Origin of the sequence: Rhizobium tibeticum (assembly GCF_900110205.1) — a bacterium.
Lineage (GTDB): Bacteria > Pseudomonadota > Alphaproteobacteria > Rhizobiales > Rhizobiaceae > Rhizobium > Rhizobium tibeticum.
The window spans coordinates 164971-185573 of sequence record NZ_FOCV01000006.1 but is presented as its reverse complement, the minus strand read 5'-3'; the positions used below and the strand labels follow the sequence as shown (position 1 = coordinate 185573).

The following is a 20603-nucleotide window of genomic DNA, read 5'->3' as shown; positions in this document are numbered from 1 at the left end:
TGCAGGCGAGGACACGTGAATTGCGCCCTCGGTTTTTCTCCAGATTCAGACCTCCGAGCGGCGGGCGCGGTATTCGCTTGCGAAATGTGACGCTGCGTTGGCGCTCACTCTTCCACATCATTGTCTTCGACCCCCTGCAGCGATACGGAAGACAGGTCTTCCGCACCCATTCTTTTGAGCTTCTTTGCGGCTTGAACATGCTGGAGGGCGCGCGCGCGCTGCAGCCACTTGATTGCTTCGGCCTTGCTGGCGTCCGTATTCGCGGCTTCAAGATCCAGGGCAAGATGGAACATTGCAGTGGCGCTGCCCGCATTTGCCGCTCGCAGCTCCCATTCGCGCGCCTTCTTGGGATCCTTGTCAACGCCGATGCCGAATTTGTAGACCTCCGCCAGCCTGTGCATCGCATCGGGAGCATCCCAGCCGCTGCTGGCCGACGCCCGTTCCAGCCACAGGATGCCCGCCTCCGGATCGCGCTGGGTGCCGAAGCCGGATAGAAGCGCGACGCCCGCTCCGATCATCGCCGATACGTGACCTTCCCTGGCGCCGCGCATGTTAAGTCTGAAGTTCTGGGACGCGTCGACCTCGGGGCCGATGGCAGAGCCATATGTCTCGGCAAGATCGTGCCAGGCAAAGGCAAAGCCGTGCTCGGCCGCAGAGCGCAGCAGCTGAACGGCCGTGTCTTCCTGCCTTTCGACGCCGCTGCCCCAGATGTAGGCGAGGCCAAGATCCCGCGTCGCCATCCGGCTTCCCGCATCAGAGGAAATCTTCAGGTAGGTCGCCGCAACAGCCAGATTGCGTTCAACGCCTCGCCCTTCCCGATAGGCGCGCGCCATGCGCATGTTGGCGACCGGATCGTCCGGATGGAGTGTGATCACGGCGCGGTAATAGTTGACGGCCTTCTCGCCGTCGCCTTCGACAAACTTGCCGTCCATGTAGAGGTCGCCAAGTTTCAAGATGGCATCGACGTCGCCTTTCTGGGACGCCTGCTCCAATAGTTCCAGGCCAGCCGGGACATCTTTGACATCTCCTTTCCCCTCGATATAGACGCTGGACAGGGCGACGGCAGCACCGGGAATTTTTGCGCCGGCCAGCTCGCGCAGCATCGCGGCTCCCTGGAGATTGAGTCGTATATCCGACGGCATCAGCATGACGCTTGCCAGATGCACTTTCTCACGCGGAACATCGCTCATCGTCTTCAGGGCCAGTCGCAGCCATTGCGCCCCTACATTCGGATCCTGCGCCCGTTCTGACGCATATTCATAGAGCTCTACAGCAGCCGAGCTGTTGTTCTTTCGAGCGGCAGCGGTCAGTCGATCGATCGCTTCGTCCAGCTTGCCATTTGCTTTGAGGAATCGTGCCATTTCGACCGGCGCTTCCCGGTTCCCTGCCGCGATCGCATCGGAGAAGGCCTTATGTGCATCGCGAAATGCGGTCTCCCCGCCACGCGAAAGATAAAGGTTCGCCAAACTGACCAAGGCATCGGTGGCGCCAAGCGAAATTGCTTTCTTGTAGAGCGCGACGGCCCTATCGAAATCCTGGCCGACGATTTCTCCATCGGCATAGGCCTCGGCCTCCTTTAGCATGGCGCTCTCGCTGCCGGCTCGAGAGGCGCGCTCGATATAGGGGAAGGCTTTCCTGCGCTTGTCCATATCGGCGGATGAGAGGTAGACGTCGGCCAAGCGATTGAGCACCTCGACCGACTCGGCTGCTGCAAGGGCTCTGCGATAAAGGTCGATGGCTTTCGTCTCGTCCACCTGTCCCATGACGCCTTTGGCGTACATGTCGCCGAGCAGCAGCTGGCCGGTGACGCTTCCTTTCGCGGCCAGCCCGCTCAGCTTTTCAAGAGCAAGGGCGACGTTTTCTTGGCTTCTCAGAGACGGGGCATCGATAACCAGATGCGCAAATCTCGTGAGGGCGGCGTTGGAGCCATTCCTCACGCCAAGGCGGAAAATGCTTGCGGCGCGCGTCTGGTCGATGACGACACCCGCTCCGTCGCGAAAGCTCTCGCCGATCCGGATCAGGTCGTCGACGTTAGCCACGTCGCCGGCCATTGTCGCCTCATAGAGCTGGTCCGACGACTGCCTGCGCTGCTCGGCCGTTTCCTGCAATGCCTGGGAATAATAAAGGACCGCCGTCGCGTCCTTGGCGTCGATCAGTTTGGCAATCCAAACGTCGTATACGTCGGGTGGAACTTTCAGCGGACCGGCATCAGCAAAGTCCCGCACCAATTCCTGCGCGGCTTCGATCGATCCGTCGCGTGCGGCTGTTTGGTACTGTTCGATTGCGGCTGTGGGATCGAAGAGCGGCGTGTCGGGATTGCTGAGCAGACGTGCCACCCAGACGACGGCTGCCGTTTGGCCCAATTGTGCCGCCTTTCGATACCAAGCCAAGGCCTCCTTCTGATCCTCGGGCTTGTCCGACAGCTTTCGATAGTATCCGCCGAGATCGAAGGCCGCGCCTGCATCCCCTCGCGCAACGCGCTGACGCAAAAGGTTGAGGCCGAAGCCCGTCATCGCGGCCTGTGCCGGTTTTGCGCCGGAAAGCTTTGCAAGCTCGAATGCCGCAGCGCCGTCGCCGAGGCGAAGGGCAAGATTGAGGTTGTCGCGCGCTTCCTGATCGCGGTTTGGAAGGGATGCCAGTTTCTGCCCGCGGATATAGGCCGCCTCGGCATTGCCCGCCTTGATGACGTCGTCGAGTAGTGCCAGCGCACGATCGACGTCAACCGGTCCTCCCTCGCCTGCCAGCATCATCTTGGCGAGCAGAAGTTTTGCTTCCGCCTGTCTGGGGCCGGGCAATGTCACGGCGGTCTCAAGAGCTTGGCGTGCTTTCGGGAAGTTTGGCACCCTCAACGGATTGTCGGCCGAGACTGCCAGTCCGCCCCGCAACTGCTTGGCGACTTTCAAAAGCCCCTCATCATCGCTCTGCTGGATCAGTAGATCGACCTGCTCGGCCGGCGTTGCCGTCGGGGCGGCGCATACCACCGTCGGCCCTGAGACGACGAGATAGCCGGCTGCAAGCAAGATAAAGAAGTCCCACTGGCGCAGTCTCATCCTTGCCTCCAGAAGCAGGTGGCATTGCCGCCGGCGAATTCGTCGATGAGAGGACGTTCGTTTGCTCCTTCTCGTTCGAGGAGGGCGCTTGCACGCCGTTGAATGAAGTTCGGTGGTTCATGAGTGGCCAGCGCCTCGAGGAACGCCAGGTAGTGGCGTCCGTTGCCCCTGTTTTCGAGGAAGCCGAAATCCGGTTTCATGAAGTCCTGTTCCGGTCCGGGAATGTAGTTCTCGGCGGAGTAGGCTTTGACCAGGATCGGGTTGGTCATGCCATTCATCCAGTAGGACAGGACCGTCCACATGGATTTCTTCCTTCCATCGACGACCGCCGTCGCGTCGAACAGGGCGTCCTGCCCGCCGGCGGCGATTTCGGCCATGACGGTCATGCTTGTCAGCGACTGGCGCATGTACCAGAGTGCGCGCGCACCGCGGCGGGTTTCGAGAGGAAGGCTGCCGTCCGCACGGGCGTCGTTGAGGATGACGCCAAAGCGGTCGAGCCCCTTCTGGTAAAGCTCTTGATCACCCGTCAGGCTGCCCCAGGCCATCAGCACGCTGTCGGCCAGATAGCGGTGGTTGTTGTAGTCAACGCTTCCCTCGAAGATCTGATCGGTTCGTCGGACCAGCGGATCGATCCAGGCGATCAGCCTCTGCTTCTCTTCGTCACCGAGCCCGTCGCGGATGATCGAATAGGCCACGACAGTCGGCAGCATCAGACGTTTCAGGGCGTAGTAGGCGTCGTGAACCTTTTCGGTTTCAGAGAATGCGCCGGCGTCCGCCCATTTCAGCAGAAAGGCCGTGAGCATCTCCTCGGCCCGTTTGTCACCGGCAAGCGCGCGGCCGGACAGGACCATGACCGCCCAGGCGTACTGATTGCCGGACCGGTCCGTGCCGTATCCCTGTGTGGTCGTCAGACCCTTGATGACCTCGATGTTCAGCCATTTGGCGTCGGCGTCGACCGCAAGGCACGCCTTGCGAGCATCAGATGATGGGTTCTGCGCGAGAAAATCCTTGCGTGCCTTCACGTCAAAGAGGCCCTGATAGCCGCCGTTTGCTGCCTGCGCCACGGATGCCTGTGATGCGCCCGGCAGCGCGCTCGCACTGAGGACGGCCGCCAGCAGGGCGATCCCGCTGCGTGCCGAAAGAAAAGAGTGAGCCGCATTTTTCAACTGCTGTCTCCTTTTCCATGGAAACTTTCGAACTGCACGGAGCCGCGAGCGTCGGTGCAATTGCCGGAAGTTTTGCTGTCAAAGAAAAGTGCGTCGTTCTCGCCCAGGAACCCCGCCTTCCTGAACGCGCATTCGTAGTTTTCCGGCCGCTGCGGACGGCATGTAGATGCGATCGCCACGTCCTGGTGCCCGTTGAAGCGCAGCACGTGGCCCTCGAACGGACGTGTGTCGCCGTCGAGGAGACGGCCTTCCTGATTGCGGAATTCGTTCTGTGCCAATGTAAGTCCCGAGACGCCGGCGGCCTTTATCCCCTTGCCGTTTGCAGAGATCAGGTTGTCGGAGGCGGTAAAGGTCGTCAGTGGCACATAAGGATCCATCACCAGATCGCGCTTGTGCTCATCCTCTGCGAGCGACAGGTCGCTGATGTAGCCGCTGATCGCCTCGAGCTTGTTGCGAACGATGGCGTTGTCATGGACACCGATGTCCCAGCTGTTGCGCATGCGCACGCCGGAGCGGCCATTCTCGACGAACGCGTTGGCGACCGCGAGATTGCAACTGCTCTCGAAGAATGTCAGGCCATCCTGGTCGTTCTTAAAGGAAAGGTTGCCGTAAACGAGATTGTCGACGCTGTCGCGGTCGAGCATCAGGCCGGAGCCCTTGTTGTGGAACACCACGTTGCCGATTTGCCAACTGGCATCGACACCGCGGGAGATGATGATCCCATGCTTGACCATCGTGTCGTGCGCGGTGTTGAGCGCAATCAGCAGCCGCTGCGAGCGGTCGTGGGGATCAACGCCATAGAGGACGTTGTTTGCATATTCGTTTCCGATAAGCGAGATGTCATCGGCCTCATAGGAATAGAAGCCGTACTCGAAGTTGTGAAAATAATTCTCGACGACGATGCCTGTCGGATTTCGCAACTGCTCGCGAGCCTTGGCAATTGTCTTCGGTCCGGCCGAAAACGTCAGGCCGAAAGACTTTGAGGCTGCGTACCCCAGCGAATCCAAGACCGATCCGCCAATATACATTTCGGAATTGCTCCAGCCGACGATGAAGGGCCGGAATATCCCGCGCGTGTCCTTGCTGGAATTGCGCGGCTTCAAGAGCGCTTCATCCCATGAGGTTACCTTCGTGTCCTGAATGTAGAGCCTGCCGCCGACCGCCAGAAAGGCACCGGCGGTGGCCGACAAGCGATAGGTAGACGCCTCCTGACCGGACAAGATCAGGCCTGCCTTCTCGCCGACGAGCAACGGAGCGCGAAGCGTCACGATGTCGCCGTCCCGCTCGACCAGCGGCTCGCCGGCCATGCTATCGAGCTGCATTGCCAGGCTGCCGAGCGTGTAAACGCCGCTCTGAATGACGATGATCCGCGGATAGAGAAGCCCTTGTGCGCGCGCAGCGTGGGAGAGACCGGTAAATCCGGCTGCGAGATCCTCCATGAATTTGCTTTCATAGGGACTGAGGTTTCCAAGCGTTATCGAGATCCGTCCCGGTGTCGGCAGCGGTACCATCGAGCGGGTCGTCGCGGCTGTCTTGCTTATGTCGGGGTATCCGTATTTGGTGAGCGAGGCGCTCATGACGGATGTCGTGCGCAGAGACATTCGGCCATCGCTGAAGACTGCCGTCGAAGGTTGGGCCGGGTCTTCGTCCACCGCCGCCAATGCCGCCTTCTTCAGCCAGTCCTTATACTCTGAGGGGTCGCCCTTCCCCATTCCCCAACCAAGCCGGTCGAGGTGACGCAACTGCGCTTGCGCAATGGCGCGAAACGTGCGCACCCGCAGCATCGGATCGTGGAAATCCCTGGTGGCAAAAATGGCCGTCTCGACATAGGCCGGATCGTTGGCGGCGGCGATCATCACCTCGGCTTTGAGCATCTCATCGCGGGCGGCGGGCTGGCTTTCGAAATAGGCGATGGCGTTCTTGGTGTCGCCAGACAATGCAGCCCGGCTCGCAATGCGCCCTGCTGCTTTTGCCTTCAGCTTCTCATCGGAAATCTTACTGACAAGCTTCTTCGCAAGCTCGATCTGGTTGGACTTCGACAAGTAATCGATAATGTCGAAGAACAAGTCGTCGCGCTTCTCTGCCTTGTCCACCCCGCCTGCATAAGCGATCGCCTGGCTGACGACATGTTGCGCCTTTTCGGCATCGTCCGTTCCAGATATCTCCTTGGCAAGCCGCAGGAGCGCTTCGACGCGGTATTCCGGTTCCTTGATGGAGGTTGCAAGGCCCATTGCGTCGTCGATTTTGCCGTTGCGCGCTAAGACCCGGACAATTTCCGATTGCACGCGGCCCTTGTCTTCGTCGTTTGCTATCTCGTCGGCGATCTTCGTTGCGGCATCGAGGTCTCCCTCTCTCGCCTTGGCGCGACCGATGCCCGAAAGCGCCTGCTCCCGGTCCTTGAGTGTGGTGATTTTCGGGAGAAGCGCTTCGGCCTTCTTCAAATCGTCGCTGTCTGCAAACGCCTTGGCAAGATTGCCCAGGGCATTGGATGCACCCTGCATGTCAGTCAGCTGATCTGCGAAGGCCTGGGCGTCATCGAAGCGCTTGAGGTCGGTTGCCCCACCTATGGCTGCAATCAGGGCGGCTTCCTTGGCATCGCCGCTTAACGTTTTGACGATCTCCGTGCCCCGATCGTACTGCTGCGTGGCCATCTTCGCCAGTCCACGATCGCTGAGTTCGGAGGCGAGGGTGAAGTCGATCTCTGCGAGCCCCGGGCCACGTTCCATCGCATTGGTCATTGCCATCGCGTCGATCAGACGGTCGGCATCGACGCGGTCCTTGACGATGCGGACGATCAGGTCTTCCTGATCACTCCGATCGGCGAGGCTCGTGGCGAAAACCGGGAACAGGTTCACCGCATTTGCTTTGAGCGCTGCGCTCAAGACCTCGTTGACCATGTCGGCGCGATGTTCGGACGATTCAGGATCGACGGCGAGCGCCAACAGCAGGGCCTGCTCTAGCCGCTTGGCCTTGAGTTCGGTTTTCACTGTTGCCGAGATGTCCTCGAATTTGGCGTCTTTGATGTCCTTCTTGCCGAGTTTCTTGTCGCCGAGCAGGCGCAGGGCGATATCGTAGCGGGCAAATCCACGCATGCGAGCCGGCCACATGCCACCGACGGCCCTATTGATGATGTTGGAGGTCAGCTTCGGTTCGACATAGGCTCCGACCTGGGCGATGTTGTTGAGCGCGGCATTCTTCTCATCCGCCGAGGCAAGCTGTGCACTGACATCGATTGCCCTTTCCAACAGCGTTAAGGCGGCATCGTGGTCGCTCGCGATCTGTTGCGCATAGTCGGCCAGAGCCGATACTTTGAGTTCCGGCGCCGACAGGGCGTCGATAAGATCGTCGATCCTCAGTCGTGTCGCAACGCGCGCGTCCGGGTCGGCCCCCTTGTCGGTCAGGCTTGCGAACGTGGCGCTCAGGGTACCTGTGGTGACGACGTCGGGCGTAATGCCGTCCGCCTCGAGATCGGCAATGCTGGTTCTGGCAGACTCATCACCACCGTCCGCGGTTACCGCAAGCGTGGCCAACTGGTCGCGGGCGCGGTCATAGGCCTTGATCCGCTCAGTGGGCGTCCTTGATTTATCCACGTCAAGAACGGATTGCCGGATTTTCTCGACGATCTGTTGAACACTGTCCGATGTCTGAGCCAATGCCGGGCAAACCCCGGTTGCCCAAAGCAGAGCGGCGGCAGCCAGAGCTGAGGCGGTCAATTTAGCGAGGTCTCGTTTTGTGCATGTCATACGCATTAACTCCCTCGTCATTCCTGGCTATCGAACGCGTCTGATACGATTTGCTCTCACCCACCTGGTTGGCTGGAGCGCTCCTCTTATCCCTTGGTTTCCGCTGCTGGTCGGCTCTCGGTCCCGGTTGTGTCGACGTAGCTCTTCAGCATTTGCGGCAAGGCCCTGGTCGTCCACGGCGAGTGCACGAATCGCACCGTCACCGGCGTTCCAACGATCGAGGCGAGATCTGCGTCGCCGACGTCAATGTTGATCGGGATCTTGTTGCCAGAGGCAAGATCGGTGCTTGTCAGCTTCGGCAGATCGCGGATGGCAGCATTCGAAATCCTCTTCCCATCAGGAAGTTCGACCAGAACACGCGCGCCCTTGTAGAGACGCAGGGCTTGGGAATAGTCCACCATCGCCACCACGTGCGGCTTTGCATTCTGCATGCTCAGTGACAGAAGCCGTTGTCCGGCTCGGACCTGGCTGTCCAGTCCGACCTGAACATCCTGAATGATGCAGTCACAGCGCGCCAGTACGGTGACACTGCGGTTGTTGGCCGTGGGCAGGATGGTCGCCACGGGATCGCCGGCCTTCACCGCTCCTTGCGTCACGATGTTGGTGACGACGCCGTCTGACGGCGCGATCACGGCTGCCGAATCGATCGTCACGAGCGACTGGTCGGCGCGGAAGGTCCAGAGCCGCTGATAAAGCGCACCCCATAAGAAAAGCAGTACTCCGATGCCGAGGATCGACGTTACGGCAATGCGCAGCCACCGCCTGGCCACCGCCTCGTACCACCCGCCAAAGGCCGGTTCCTCCGAGCTGGCATCCTTCTTCCGACCACGGGGATCGACGGATCGGCTGGACAGATCCAGGACGTCGTTAAGGGTGACGACCTCGCCACTCAGATGAGCATCACGCACGTAGCGCAGAAAGCGGAGCTTTTCCTCCGTCAGCGACATGTACTGGAAACCTGTGCGTCCCTTCGTCGGGTCGCAGTAGCGAACCTGTGCATCCACCCTCAGCGTGAAAACAAAGCCGTCGAAGGGGAATTCAAGGTCAACTGGAAATGTTTTGAATTCGGGCAGCACTGTCTTGCCGGTCGCAACCCCCACACCACCAACCGACCAGTCGAGACAGGTGTAGCGGTATCCGTCGATGACGCATTTTAAGGGAAGTTTGTAACGCGCATGCTGGCGTTGTACATCCGCTTCGAACTTTACGACGTTCATATCCACTCCCTCAATTTATCGGGTCGAGCCCGTAGGCCATTGCAAATATGGGTGCTTCCGGAATAGCCAGTTGTCCGAGGACGACGGCGACGATCGTCACGAAAACGGTGAGCGCGATGACATGAACAAGTGTTGACGAGGCTTCGCGAACACGGCTTTCGAAGCGTGTCCGGTTGTCGCCAAGCGTCGTCTTCTGACGCGTCCACTTTTGCTTGTTCAGGTGGAAGAAGATGTAGGTTTTGACGATCGATCCGTAGATCTGATTGAAATAAATGAAGAAGGGGTAGAAGGCCGAAACGCGGCGGCGCGAGTTGAACAGCATCAGCGTCAGCAAATAGCGCGTTGCGAGCACCCACAGAAGGTAGATGAGGAAGGCGAACGGTGCTTCGAATAGCCCGACGAGGAGAACCATTGCCAGTCCGGCAAGCGAGGTCCACATCGAGACGCGTTGATCAAAGATCGTCCACCAGGTGAAGAAGCCGATTTTCGATGGTCCGAGTGCCAGCGCCCGTGAATTCGTGCGCAGCATGTTGCCGAACCAGCGCACCATCAATTGTGTCGCCGCTGGCAGGAAGTGTTTGGACGGAGGTTCCTCGACGGTCGCGACGATAACGTCTGGAATGTAGAGCATCTTGTAACGCTTGCGCAGGAGCCAGAACCAGCTCGACTTGTCGTCTCCGGTCAGGAACTTCAGCCGGCCGAGCCGCCAGTGATCGACGTAGTCGGATTCGACCTGCCTTACGAAATCGGGGTTGCAGACAATCGACGCCCTGAACATCGACATCCGCCCCGTCAGCGTCAGCACTTTGCGTGACAAGCCGTTTGATGACATGAGGATATGGCGCTGGGCAAATCGCAAGCTGTACCAGATATGGAACTTTGCCTTGCCGTGCACATGGGAGATCTCATCGGTCGTAAGCGCGCCGACGCTGCGATCGGCCCGGAAAAAGCCGATACATTTGCTGACGAAATCGGGAGGTACGATCGAGTCGCCGTCAATGACGGCCACCACATCGTCTGCCTTAGGCTCCTGCCGAGAAATCGCACGGAAAGCATAAGCCAGCGCATCGCGCTTGCCGGTCCCAGCGATGCGTGTGATGACAAGTCGAACGTTGGTGTCTTCGCCGCAGATCAGGCGGTAAAGCAGTTTGATCAGACGCTGGTCTCCCATCTCGACGATGGAGGCGACCACGGTTGCGCCACCTGGTGCCTGCTTTGCGGCTTCAAACGCGGCGCGGTAGACGGCTGAAGTCGTATCGCCGTCGATGCGGAAACTGGTGACGAGAAGAAAAACATGTTGGTTGCCCTCGATGTCAGCGCTTTCACGCATCGCATCTTCGGCCTCGGCGCGCATTTTTGGAAAGACGATCGAGCGGTAGATGTTGGATCGCACAAAATGCGCCAGGCCCCAGCCATATCGCCAGACGGCGAGGAAGCCGAGGCCGAAAAGCGCACCGGAATGGGCACTTGCAAGACTATCGAGCGGTGTCACGCAGGCGATGCAAAGGATCAGAGCGATATAGACGAGATGGGCTTCCAGCGTTTCGCTCCAGGCGACGAGCCGTGAAGCGGATTTGGGGTCACGACCGTCGGGCACCTTTGCCAGTAGACGATCTACTGGCGCGGCAACTGCTCCATAGCCATCGGCATGCTGCGTTTTTGCCATCACTCCTTGCCTCGATGATCATGCCATGCTGCTTCTCGAGAAGCGCGGGCCTCCTCCCTTGTATATCTGAACAGATACGCCGGCCCCGTCGAGCGGCCGGCGACGTGCATGTCACCAGCACAGGCCGTGATAGATGACGTTTCTGTTTTCCGGTTTTTCGATGCGCGCCAGATCGATGACGGTTACCAGCTTGCCGGCGGTTTCGATCGCATCCTTCAGACCGGGATACTTGTTGCCGACGACAATCACTTCGGATGCAGCGATAACGTCCTTGATGCTGTCGTGGAGGAGCGGCGCTATATGCTTGAGGAAATTGCGGCCCTGGCTCGGATCCCTGGCAACATGGGGATCGTAGATCAACACATTCTTGCCCTTGCCAAGAAAGCCCTCGACGAGTTCGAGTAATGGGCTCTCCCTGAGGTCGTCTGTATCGGCCTTGAAGGTCACACCGATGAAGCCGATTGTCTCATGTGAGGCTGCGTCGACAAGCGAACGCGCGTGATCAATCTGAACAGCATTGGCGAGCCGCGCGGCGTCCAGGACCGGCGTCGGCACGTTCATAGCGCGGCCGAGTGCCGTCAACGCTCGCAGATCCTTGGGAAGGCAGGAGCCGCCATAGGCGAAGCCCGGCTTCATATAGGCCCGGGATATATTGAGGCGCGTATCGGAGCATACCACGTCCATGACGACGTGGCTGTCGATGTTCTTGGCCTTGCAGATGTTGCCGATCTCGTTCGAGAAGCTGATCTTGACGGCATGCCAGCAGTTGCTGGCGTATTTGACGATCTCCGCGCAGCCCATCGGAATGACATGCGGTGTGACGCCAATGTGGCCGACGAGAGCCTTCAGGGCATCAATGGAGCGCGTATCGTCCGCATACTGCCCGAACACGATCGCACCGGGCTTGTAGTAGTCGGCGATTGCCGTGCTCTCGCGAAGGAATTCGGGGTAGTAGGCAACGCCGAAATCACGTCCGGCGATCTTTCCCGAAGCCTTCTCCAGCGTTGGAATGACGAGCTCTTCCATCGTGCCGGGCAGGATCGTCGAACGCATGACAATGATATGAAAGTCGGCTTTATGCCGCAGCGCTTTGCCGATGTCTTCGCAAACCTGACGAACGTGATCGGTGTTCAAAGTGCCATCCGACTGGCTCGGTGTTCCGACGCAGCAAAACGAGATATCGGTATCGTTGATGGCGTCCACCGCGGAGTGGGTTGCGCTCAGAAGGTCGTTTGCGTGCGCTTGGTGCAGCAGCTCGTCCAGGCCGGGCTCGACGATCGGAGCCAGACCTCCGGCAAGACGCTCGACTTTAAACCGGTCGGGATCGACAGCCACGACGGCGAATCCGTCCTTGCTGAGGCATGCGGAGGAAACACAACCAACATAGCCGGCGCCAAAGATACTCACTCGATAGTGACGGACCTCGGCGCTCGGATAGTAATTGTCTAGAACAGCGACTTTTTCTTTGGAGGCAAGGCGGACAGAATTCAGCTCAAGTTCCATGTTTAACCCCGTCTGCGCACAGTTAAACTCTCCGGAGAATTACTTCGCCGAAACACTTGCTTACAGTCTAAGGAAACCCCCACCAGACGTAGTTTGTTAACCGTCTTTGTTGTCGCGGTGAAATTATGCTAAGCGCAAATAACGATGTATGCAATAGATAAAAATTAGCTAAAACTAATATAGATTTCGACTCTGCTTCTTGAGATTTAAATAAGTAAAATAAATCAAATGATTATGGGTAGTGTTTAAAGGCGCGCAGCGCAGTGTCCGCGCCAAAGTCTCTTGCTTTCCATCGTTAGCCACCAGCTGTTTTGCGCTGAAATCAGCGTAAATGAGTTTATTTCATTCTGGGACTTCACAAGATTGCGCGCATGGTCGCCAATACTTTCATGAGAAGTATTTATTGTTATTTTGCCGTAATGCTTCTGTGAACCGTGCTTCACCGTGCCCGGGACATCGGCAAAATGGAGTGCGTCAGGACAAAGCGGTGCGGGATTTAAAAGCTCCAGGGGGCGGCCGGATGGTCACCCCTTCACAGCGCCTGCGGTCAGCGAGCCGGAAATCTGTCGATACATGACGAGACCGAGCACGGCGGGCGGCAGCGCGCCGAGCATCATGACGGCCGATGCGGTTCCCCACTGCACCCCGCCTCCGCTGGCGGCAAAGAAGAAGGAAGCGCCGACGGTCATCGGGACTGCCTGGCTGGTCGTCAGCATGAGACCAAACAGGAACTCGTTCCAGGCAGTGATAAAGCCGAAGATGAAGGTTGTCACCAATGCTGGCCTAACGACAGGCCTGATGATCATCACCATTACCTGCCACGAACTGGCGCCATCGACTTTTGCTGCCTCGTCGAGTTCCAGGGGCACATCGGAAATGGCGTTGACCATGATGACAAGCGCAAGTGGTGTATTCACGATCGTCAGGATGAGCCCCAGCCCGAGCTGCGTATCCAAGAGACCAAGCCATTGATACATCATGTAGAGCGGGATTGCGAAGATGATCAGCGGTACCGCCCGCAGGTTGATGATGATCGGCAACAGGGTACGCTTGCCTGTCTCGCTTCGCGCAATGACATAGGCGGCCGGGAAGGTGAGAATGATCGCCAGGCTCGTGCCGATGAGCGAAGCGATCGTGCTATTGAAAAGGTAGGAGTAGATGTTGAACCGGTCCGTCTGCGTAAGAACGCGAAGATAATTCTCCAGTGTCGGCTGGCTGACCCAGAGGCCGGCGTTGACCGATAATTCTCTCGCACTCTTCAGCGAGGTGACCAATGTGACGATGACCGGAAAGTTCATCGCCAGGGCCGCAGCCGCAAAAACGACCCAACGGGCGACGTTCAGCATCGCTATGTCCTCCTGCGCCCGGCGAGCCAGTTGAGGGCATGGAGCACGCCAAGCGATGCTACGAACAGCACGACGGAGGCGGCAACGGCTTTGCCGATCGCGCCTTGTTTGAAAAAGGCCTGGTAGATGTAGATCGAAAGCGATGTTGTCGATCCGCCAGCACCACTGCCGGTCAGCGCATAGACGTTGTCGAACACGCGAAAGCCGTCGATGAAGCGGATGAAGAAAGCAATGACGAGCGTGGGCAGCATCAGCGGAAGCTCGATCCACCAGAGCACCTTGTACCATGGTGCGCCGTCGAGCGAGGCCGCCTCGCGCACATCCAGCGGTATCGCGACATAGGCCATGTAAAACAGCAGGAAGGCGAACGGCGTCCACTGCAGCGTCTCGACAACGACGAGCGTGCGAAAAGCATTGTTGATGTCGAGGAAGGCTGGGCTGTCACCGAACCAAGAGAAGAGATAATAGGGCACCGGCCCGGCGAACTCGTGCAGGACGAGCCGGTACATCAGGCCGATCATTGCCGGGGCGACCATCAAGGGTAGCATCAACGGCGCCATCAGAAACGATCGTCTTGCCATGAGTGGCGCAAGAAAGATCGCGAGGAACAGGCCGATCAGGCATTCGGCAAGTGCGGTCAGGATTCCAAAGTGCATCGAGAAAGATACGGCCTGCCAGAATTCCCGGTCGGCGAGGACCGCAGCGTAGTTGCCGAGCCCGCTGAGGCTTGGACTGCGCAGGCTCTCAAAGCTGACGGTCGAGACAGAATAGACGAGGTTGACGAGGGAAGGAAAGCCCAGGAAGAGAAGCAGGAACGCCACAAGCGGCGTCAGATAGGCTCTGCCTTCGGCACGGTTTATAATAGCCATTATGGTCCGCCGGATGTGCCGGCGCCAGGCGAAACCTGACGCCGGGTTCGTCTTACTTCTTCAACAGATCCTGCATGCCCGTCTTGACATGAGCAAGCGCATCGTCGAGGCCTTGCTGGCCGGACCAGAAGCCCGTGAATTCCTTGGCCTGAAGCTCGTAAACCGACAGGGCGCTTGCGGAGGTGGCGCCGTTCATCACGTAGCCGTATTTGCTGGCGAATTCACCAAGTTTGACGAGGTCGGGACGATCGCTGGAAACCTTGGCAACGACATCGGGCGAAAGTGCCGGAGAGCCACCGCTCTTGGCGTAGAGGAGTGCTGCATCTTCCGTTGCCAGCCATTTCAGGAACTTGGTCGCTCCTTCCTTGTTCTTGGCATTCTTGTTGAGGCCGAGACCGAGACCATGAATGTGATCCGCGCGCCCGTCGGGGCCGGCGGGCGGCGCGACGATGCCGGTCACTGCGGCCACGGCCGGCGACTTTTCGGCATTGGTCAGATCGGCCGCAGCGGCATTCCATTGCAGCGCGGTTGCAGCCTGGCCCGAGCCATACGCCGCGTTGGTCTCAGCGTACTCGTAACTGAGCGAATCCTTCGGCGACGCGCCTGCATCATAGAGCTTCTTGTAAAGCTCGAGGCCGGTCTTGTACGCATCGGAATCAACCGTAATCTTGCCATCCTTGTCCATCCAATCGCCACCATAGGACCGCGGCAGGGATTGAAAGACCATCATGTTGAAAAGCAGGTTCTTCATCTGAAGGACAGTGCCGTAGCGCACCGGGCTCGCCGAATTCACCTGCTTGCTGAAATAGAGTGAGGTTGCTGCCCAATCGTCCCAGGTCCAACTGTCGGGATCCTTCGGCTGCAGCTCCTTGCCGAGGTATTTGAGGGCAATTTCCCCGTAGGTCTTCTTTGCCGCCTCATCCTTCATCAGGGCGTCAACCAGATCCTTTCGGTAGTACATGAAGTGCAGCGATAGATCCGTTGGCACGCCATATTGCTTGCCATTGAACTGCATCGTCTTGAGCACGGCGTCACCAAACACCTTGGCGGCCTCAGGACCCAGTTCAACCGCTTCCATGTATGGCGCGTAACGGCCGATCGAATAGGTGGCGACCAGATTGACATCGAAAGCGTCGGAGCCGGCGGCCATGTCGGCCTGGAGCTTGTCGAAGAAGCCATCGCGGTTGAAGAACAGCAGTTGCACCTTGTCGGCGTCGCTGATGCCGGCCTGGGCATTGTAGGCTTCGACCGTGGCTCTGAGCGCGGTTTCCTCCGAGCCACCCGGCCAGCCGAGCACCGTTACAGTCGCGTTCGCCATGCCCGGCAGCGTGACGCTCGCAAGAAGCGCAGCCAGTGCCGGAAGAGACCCAGTGTTGAATTTCATCGTCGTTCCCTTTCTTTTGTTGGGTTTCATGCCATTCGCTCGCCGCTACTTGCCCTCTCCAGCAAGGTCAGCGGCGCCAATGATGCCTGCGCGGCGGCCGAGCTTTGCCGTCACAAGACGCGGCGCAAGCCTTTGCGGCAGACCCGACAGGTGGCTGCCCATGAGATCGAGATACCCCTGCGCCAGGCCGATGCCGCCGCCGATGACGATCACGTCCGGATCGAGCATCAACTGGATATCCTGGCAGAGCATCGCAGCACGATGGGCCGAACGGGACACGATGTCGGCCGCCCAGCTTTCGCCGTTTCCCGCGCGGTCGAAAACCTCGACCGCATCGATTGTATGGCCCGCCGCCAACGCCTCGCGGGCAATCCATCTGCCTGACGTCTGATCTTCAAATGGAGCCTGCCCCTGCGATGGCGACCGGATCAAGCCAAAGTGGCCGGCAAGCCCTTTAAGCAGCTTCCCATTGATGACGATCCCGCCTCCAATGCCGGTCGAGATCGTCAGAAACACAAGGTCGCCACCTGCCCCTGCCCCGAACTTGTATTCGCCCCACGCCGCAGCCTGCGCGTCGTTGACGGCATAAGCCGGTCTGCCAAGCAGATCGCTGACCCGGTTTTGAAGAGGATAGCGATCGGGAATGAGGAGGGTCGCCGGATTGAGCGCCGACCAGTTCCCGCCTTGGATAAGGCCGGTCACGGCAATGCCGATGCGTGTATATCGGTTCCGCCAGCTTGCCGTGCTCTCGCACACCGTCGCGAGCCAGGCATCCGGCCCGGCGTCGCGTTCAGTGGGAACGACGATCTCTTCCAGAACCGCAGCGCCGCTGATGAGCGCCGCCATCGTCTTGGTGCCGCCGATGTCGATGGAAAGCACGGTTTCCCGGTTCGTGTCGTGCGGGCGCTGATATGCGTTGCCGATTGCCTCATTGAACCATGAGGTCACGTGCTCGGTGCGGGTTATGGCAGAGCCGACGACGACGGCAAACGCCCCGGCTTGCGCTGCCGCGACAGCTTGCTCAGGCGAACGGATGCGACCCTCGGCGATGACATAGGGTGTCAGTTTTCGCATCGCCACGATGAGTTCGATATCCGGGTCCACCGGTTCCGGCCCGTTGACGTAGCCGGAGAGTGTGGTGCCGACGAAATCGACGCCTACGGCAAGGGCTCGCTGCGCATCGGCGATGGAGGAGCAGTCTGCCATCGTCAGCTTGCCCCTTGCCTTGGCAGTGCGGACAAGCTCCTCCACCGAAGCCGGGCGGGAGCGGTCGGTCGCATCAAAGGCGATGATATCGGCACCGGCATCGGCCAGCGCTTCGGCATCGGCGACGAAAGGTGTGATGCGAACCGGACTGTCGGGAAGATCTCGCTTGACGATGCCGACAATCGGAGCGGCGACGACGCGGCGCACTGCTTTGACATAGTCGACCGACTCGATCCTCAACGCCTTGGCGCCAGCCTTAAGGGCGGCCTTCGCAAAGCCGGCGACGAAATCCGCGTGATCCATCGGCCCGCCGGGAACCGGCTGGCAGGATACGATAAGACTATTCCTGATGTCTTCCCGTCGCACTCGTGACTCTCCATTTCGGCATCACGATAGATAGAAAATACCAGATTACAACCAGTTTGTAACTGGTCTTATCGCTGCAGTTCGAAAACGAAATCGTAGACGTCGCCTTTGTAGCGTGTCTCACAGTATTCCACGATCTGTTCGTCAGGCAGGAAGCAGCGTCTTTCAGTCATCAAGAGGGGAGCGCCAACCTCGCAGTGCAGATGCTGCGCATCTTCGCTGGATGCCGCTCTCGAACGCATGCGCTGGATTGCACGCTGGGGCATGAAGCCACGCGCCTCAAGGGCCTCGTAGAGCGAATCTCGAATGAGATCAGGCGTTGGAAGAAAGCGGGTCGGAACGGTTGACGTTTCGACCGCGATCGGTGCGCCGTCCGCGGTGCGAACGCGCTTCATGCGGATAACATTTGCGTTCGCGGACACGCCGAGCGCCATCATCTCCGCTGGCGATGGGCGGCTTATCTGCTTGGAAATCCATATGCATCCGGCCACCATGCCACGGGCGCGGATATCCTCCGAGAAACTCGTTAACGTCGACAGCGACTTTTCGACACGCGATCCGACCTCCGTCTTGAAACCGTGGCGGCGATTGAGGAGCCCCTCTTCCTCAAGCAATGCCAGCGCCTTGCGCACCGTCACACGCGACAGCGACAGGCTCTCGGCAAGAACCCGCTCTCCCGGCAAAACAGCGCCGGCTTTCACGACGTTTGAACGAATGGCAGCTTCAATGGCCGACTTGAGCCGTTTGTAAAGGGGCACATCAGGCGCCGTCAGGCTGAATTCCTTGCGGACACGTTCTATCAAGCTGGTAGTTTGCATGGCTCCCTCGCGATGGACCGATCGCCAAAAGATTTATGGAAATCGTTATCTGGAGCTATACTGGTATTATACTGTTCATGCAATTGCCGACGAGCCCACAACGGACAGCATGACGAGCACTATGCAGTCAGGCGGCGGGTCAAAAGCATCTGTCGACGCTCGCACCAGACAAGTGTGAGGCTGGAGGCAACGATCAGCACAGCACCGGCCACCACATGCGGTGTCGGGACTTCCGACCAGATGAGATAGCCGTAGAGAAACGCCCAGACGAGGCCGCTATATTCCATTGGCGCCAGTGTTGAGGCGGGTGCGTAGCGGAAGCCCTCATAGAGCAGATACTGGCCGGCCGCGGCTACGAAGCCGAGGCCGATCATAAGGACCCAGCCGAAAAGATCCGGCGTCTTCCACAACCATGGCAGCATGACACCGCACGCGACCACGAACAGAAAGCTTGTTGCCATCATCTGGTTCAGCGTGCTTTCGGTGCGGCTGACAAGGCGAACAAGCACCGTGCTCCACGCCCAGCAGAAACCGGCGAAGATGACCATTCCGGCCGGTACAAGGCTCGGTGCTTCTGCAGGATTGGCTGCCAGCACTACGCCCGCGAACCCGCCGATGCATGCCAACCAGCGCATCGGCCCGACATTTTCCTTGAGGACGAGGATCGATAGCATCACGACCATGATGGGTGCTGAGAAATACATCGTGGTAATCTCGGCAAGACCGAGATCGCGCGCAGCCGAGTAATAGGCCATCCATGCAGCAAGCATGAGTCCGGCACGCAATAGCAGAGACTTCCGGTGCGGGCTTTTCAGTATTGAAGGATGCCGCAGCCGCCGGACCATGACGCCGGCGACAATAACAATCATGATGCTGCGCATGAAGAGGATCTGCGGGACCGCGTAATCGGCCACGAGCCACTTCACCACCGCGTCCTGGATGGCAAACAGCGAATAGCCGGAACAAGCGAGCGCAATTCCGACGAGCGGGCTCGGGGTGTGGTCGTGGGTTGGTGAGAGCATTGGCCTGCGGCGGGTTACATCTTGTGGATGACGCCTATCAAGAAGCTCGCCCCGTGACAATCGCGAGAAATCAATACCGCAAAGCTGCCGTCGGGTGGCCAGGGACGTTCTCGGCCCTGTTTTGATTGGTACGCCTACCCGTTACTTCATGGGTGCGACCTTATGGCAGATCCTCGCTTCGGGGCCTTGCCTCGCGGACGCAACTGAGGTGTATCATGAGCCGTCTTAGGGCAAGCAGCGGGTGCGCGTAATGAATGAGGGCAAGTCGGCGCTTTACATGGCGACGTCGTGGGCGCTGTGGCCAGCGCTCTTCGCGGCGGGATTGGTCGGGGCGGGGTGGGCCTTCCACACAGAGGCACCCCTAATGTGGTTCAATCTGGTTTATCTGACGGTCGTGGCTGCAATCGCAGGCTTCGAGCGGCTGATGCCCTATGAGCAAGACTGGCTGACGCATGATGGCGAAACCTTCAACGACATCGCCCATACGCTCCTGACCAAGGGTGGCGTGCAGATTGCAGCGGCCATCGGAGCATCTGTCCCAATGGCGGTCGCGACCGTCGTGCAGCCGGCGCTTACGTCGCCGAGCGCGATATGGCCGGACCAATGGCCTCTCGTCTTGCAAGTCGTGCTGGGCTTGATCATTGCCGAATTCGGTCTTTACGTCGCCCACCGCGCCGCGCACGAGATCCTGTCGTTGTGGCGGTTTCATGCCCTGCATCACAGCGTCGAGCGCCTGTGGGTTGTCAATACCGGTCGTTTTCACGTGGTCGATTCGCTCTTCAAGATCGCGCTCAGTCAGATTCCCCTCTATCTCCTGGGAGCGCCCCTGCCCGTCTTTCTCTGGATAAGCGCCGTTACAGCCTTCATCGGCCTTCTCACCCACTGCAACATGGATGTTCGCACAGGCCCGCTCGACCTGGTTTTTAGCACACCCCGCTTGCATCGTTGGCATCATTCCAAGGTGCTTGCCGAAGGAAATACTAACTATGGCGAGAATCTTGTGCTGTGGGATCAGCTATTTGGCACATATTTCAATCCGGCGCGCAGGCCGCCTGCCGAAATCGGCATCAGTGGACGGATTGCCGACGGCTTTGTCGCCCAGCTTGTCCAACCGTTTTCGGCCAAAGGGTTCAAGCAGATCCTAGGACGTCGGCGTGAGCCGCAAATGCGCCCCTTGTCTGCAGAGGAGCAGGTCGCACATAGTGATATCCGCCGGCACACCCGGTTCAAGCGGCTGTGAAAGAGGT

13 protein-coding genes are annotated in these 20603 nt (G+C 59.1%); 1 reads left to right on the top strand and 12 read right to left on the bottom strand.

Annotated features, from left to right (window positions below):
• Positions 1-104: 104 nt before the first annotated feature.
• The 12 genes from BSG20_RS09125 to BSG20_RS09070 form a co-directional block, all read right to left on the bottom strand.
• Entirely contained in the window at positions 105-3050 is a 2946-nt protein-coding gene (locus BSG20_RS09125; RefSeq protein ID WP_072373814.1) for a tetratricopeptide repeat protein, read from the bottom strand.
• Positions 3047-4216: an alginate lyase family protein gene (locus BSG20_RS09120; RefSeq protein ID WP_072373811.1), complete on the bottom strand. Its 1170-nt coding sequence runs from the start codon at positions 4214-4216 to the stop codon at positions 3047-3049. The genes BSG20_RS09125 and BSG20_RS09120 overlap by 4 nt, the downstream gene beginning before the upstream one ends.
• A complete protein-coding gene (locus BSG20_RS09115; protein WP_244541299.1) occupies positions 4213-7929 on the bottom strand; it encodes a NosD domain-containing protein in 3717 nt (1238 codons plus the stop codon). The genes BSG20_RS09120 and BSG20_RS09115 overlap by 4 nt, the downstream gene beginning before the upstream one ends.
• Before the next feature lie 116 nt (positions 7930-8045).
• Complete coding sequence (locus BSG20_RS09110) at positions 8046-9176, bottom strand: PilZ domain-containing protein (RefSeq protein ID WP_072373805.1); 1131 nt, start codon at positions 9174-9176, stop codon at positions 8046-8048.
• Between the two features lie 10 nt (positions 9177-9186).
• Positions 9187-10842: a glycosyltransferase gene (locus BSG20_RS09105; protein ID WP_072373802.1), complete on the bottom strand. Its 1656-nt coding sequence runs from the start codon at positions 10840-10842 to the stop codon at positions 9187-9189.
• A 111-nt stretch (positions 10843-10953) separates the two neighbouring features.
• On the bottom strand, positions 10954-12345 hold the full coding sequence (locus tag BSG20_RS09100; RefSeq protein WP_072373799.1) for a nucleotide sugar dehydrogenase: 1392 nt from the start codon (positions 12343-12345) through the stop codon (positions 10954-10956).
• A 524-nt stretch (positions 12346-12869) separates the two neighbouring features.
• Entirely contained in the window at positions 12870-13691 is an 822-nt protein-coding gene (locus tag BSG20_RS09095; RefSeq protein WP_072373796.1) for a carbohydrate ABC transporter permease, read from the bottom strand.
• Positions 13692-13693: 2 nt separating this feature from the next.
• The gene (locus BSG20_RS09090; RefSeq protein ID WP_072373793.1) at positions 13694-14560 is read right to left on the bottom strand and encodes a carbohydrate ABC transporter permease; all 867 of its coding nucleotides are present in this window, start codon (positions 14558-14560) and stop codon (positions 13694-13696) included.
• Positions 14561-14612: 52 nt separating this feature from the next.
• Positions 14613-15944, bottom strand: a complete 1332-nt coding sequence (locus BSG20_RS09085) for an extracellular solute-binding protein (protein WP_072374020.1) — start codon at positions 15942-15944, stop codon at positions 14613-14615.
• A gap of 45 nt (positions 15945-15989) precedes the next feature.
• Positions 15990-17516 carry a putative N-acetylmannosamine-6-phosphate 2-epimerase gene (locus BSG20_RS09080; RefSeq protein ID WP_072373791.1) on the bottom strand — a complete coding sequence of 509 codons (1527 nt, stop codon included), beginning with the start codon at positions 17514-17516 and terminating at the stop codon, positions 15990-15992.
• A gap of 68 nt (positions 17517-17584) precedes the next feature.
• Positions 17585-18334 (bottom strand): GntR family transcriptional regulator, encoded by a 750-nt coding sequence (locus BSG20_RS09075; RefSeq protein WP_083539892.1) that lies wholly within the window; start codon positions 18332-18334, stop codon positions 17585-17587.
• A 119-nt stretch (positions 18335-18453) separates the two neighbouring features.
• Positions 18454-19356: a DMT family transporter gene (locus BSG20_RS09070; RefSeq protein WP_072373788.1), complete on the bottom strand. Its 903-nt coding sequence runs from the start codon at positions 19354-19356 to the stop codon at positions 18454-18456.
• A gap of 250 nt (positions 19357-19606) precedes the next feature.
• On the opposite strand from BSG20_RS09070, the gene olsE reads away from it, so the two are divergent.
• Positions 19607-20596: an ornithine lipid hydroxylase OlsE gene (gene olsE / locus BSG20_RS09065; RefSeq protein WP_072373786.1), complete on the top strand. Its 990-nt coding sequence runs from the start codon at positions 19607-19609 to the stop codon at positions 20594-20596.
• Positions 20597-20603 lie beyond the last annotated feature (7 nt).

Bases quoted from the DNA above. Each gene is read 5' to 3' on its own strand.
- BSG20_RS09125 (WP_072373814.1), bottom strand. From the start codon at position 3,050: ATGAGACTGCGCCAGTGGGACTTCTTTATCTTGCTTGCAGCCGGCTAT.
- BSG20_RS09110 (WP_072373805.1), bottom strand. From the start codon at position 9,176: ATGAACGTCGTAAAGTTCGAAGCGGATGTACAACGCCAGCATGCGCGT.
- BSG20_RS09105 (WP_072373802.1), bottom strand. From the start codon at position 10,842: ATGGCAAAAACGCAGCATGCCGATGGCTATGGAGCAGTTGCCGCGCCA.
- BSG20_RS09100 (WP_072373799.1), bottom strand. From the start codon at position 12,345: ATGGAACTTGAGCTGAATTCTGTCCGCCTTGCCTCCAAAGAAAAAGTC.
- BSG20_RS09095 (WP_072373796.1), bottom strand. From the start codon at position 13,691: ATGCTGAACGTCGCCCGTTGGGTCGTTTTTGCGGCTGCGGCCCTGGCG.
- BSG20_RS09090 (WP_072373793.1), bottom strand. From the start codon at position 14,560: ATGGCTATTATAAACCGTGCCGAAGGCAGAGCCTATCTGACGCCGCTT.
- BSG20_RS09085 (WP_072374020.1), bottom strand. From the start codon at position 15,944: ATGAAATTCAACACTGGGTCTCTTCCGGCACTGGCTGCGCTTCTTGCG.
- BSG20_RS09075 (WP_083539892.1), bottom strand. From the start codon at position 18,334: ATGCAAACTACCAGCTTGATAGAACGTGTCCGCAAGGAATTCAGCCTG.
- BSG20_RS09070 (WP_072373788.1), bottom strand. From the start codon at position 19,356: ATGCTCTCACCAACCCACGACCACACCCCGAGCCCGCTCGTCGGAATT.
- olsE (WP_072373786.1), top strand. From the start codon at position 19,607: ATGAATGAGGGCAAGTCGGCGCTTTACATGGCGACGTCGTGGGCGCTG.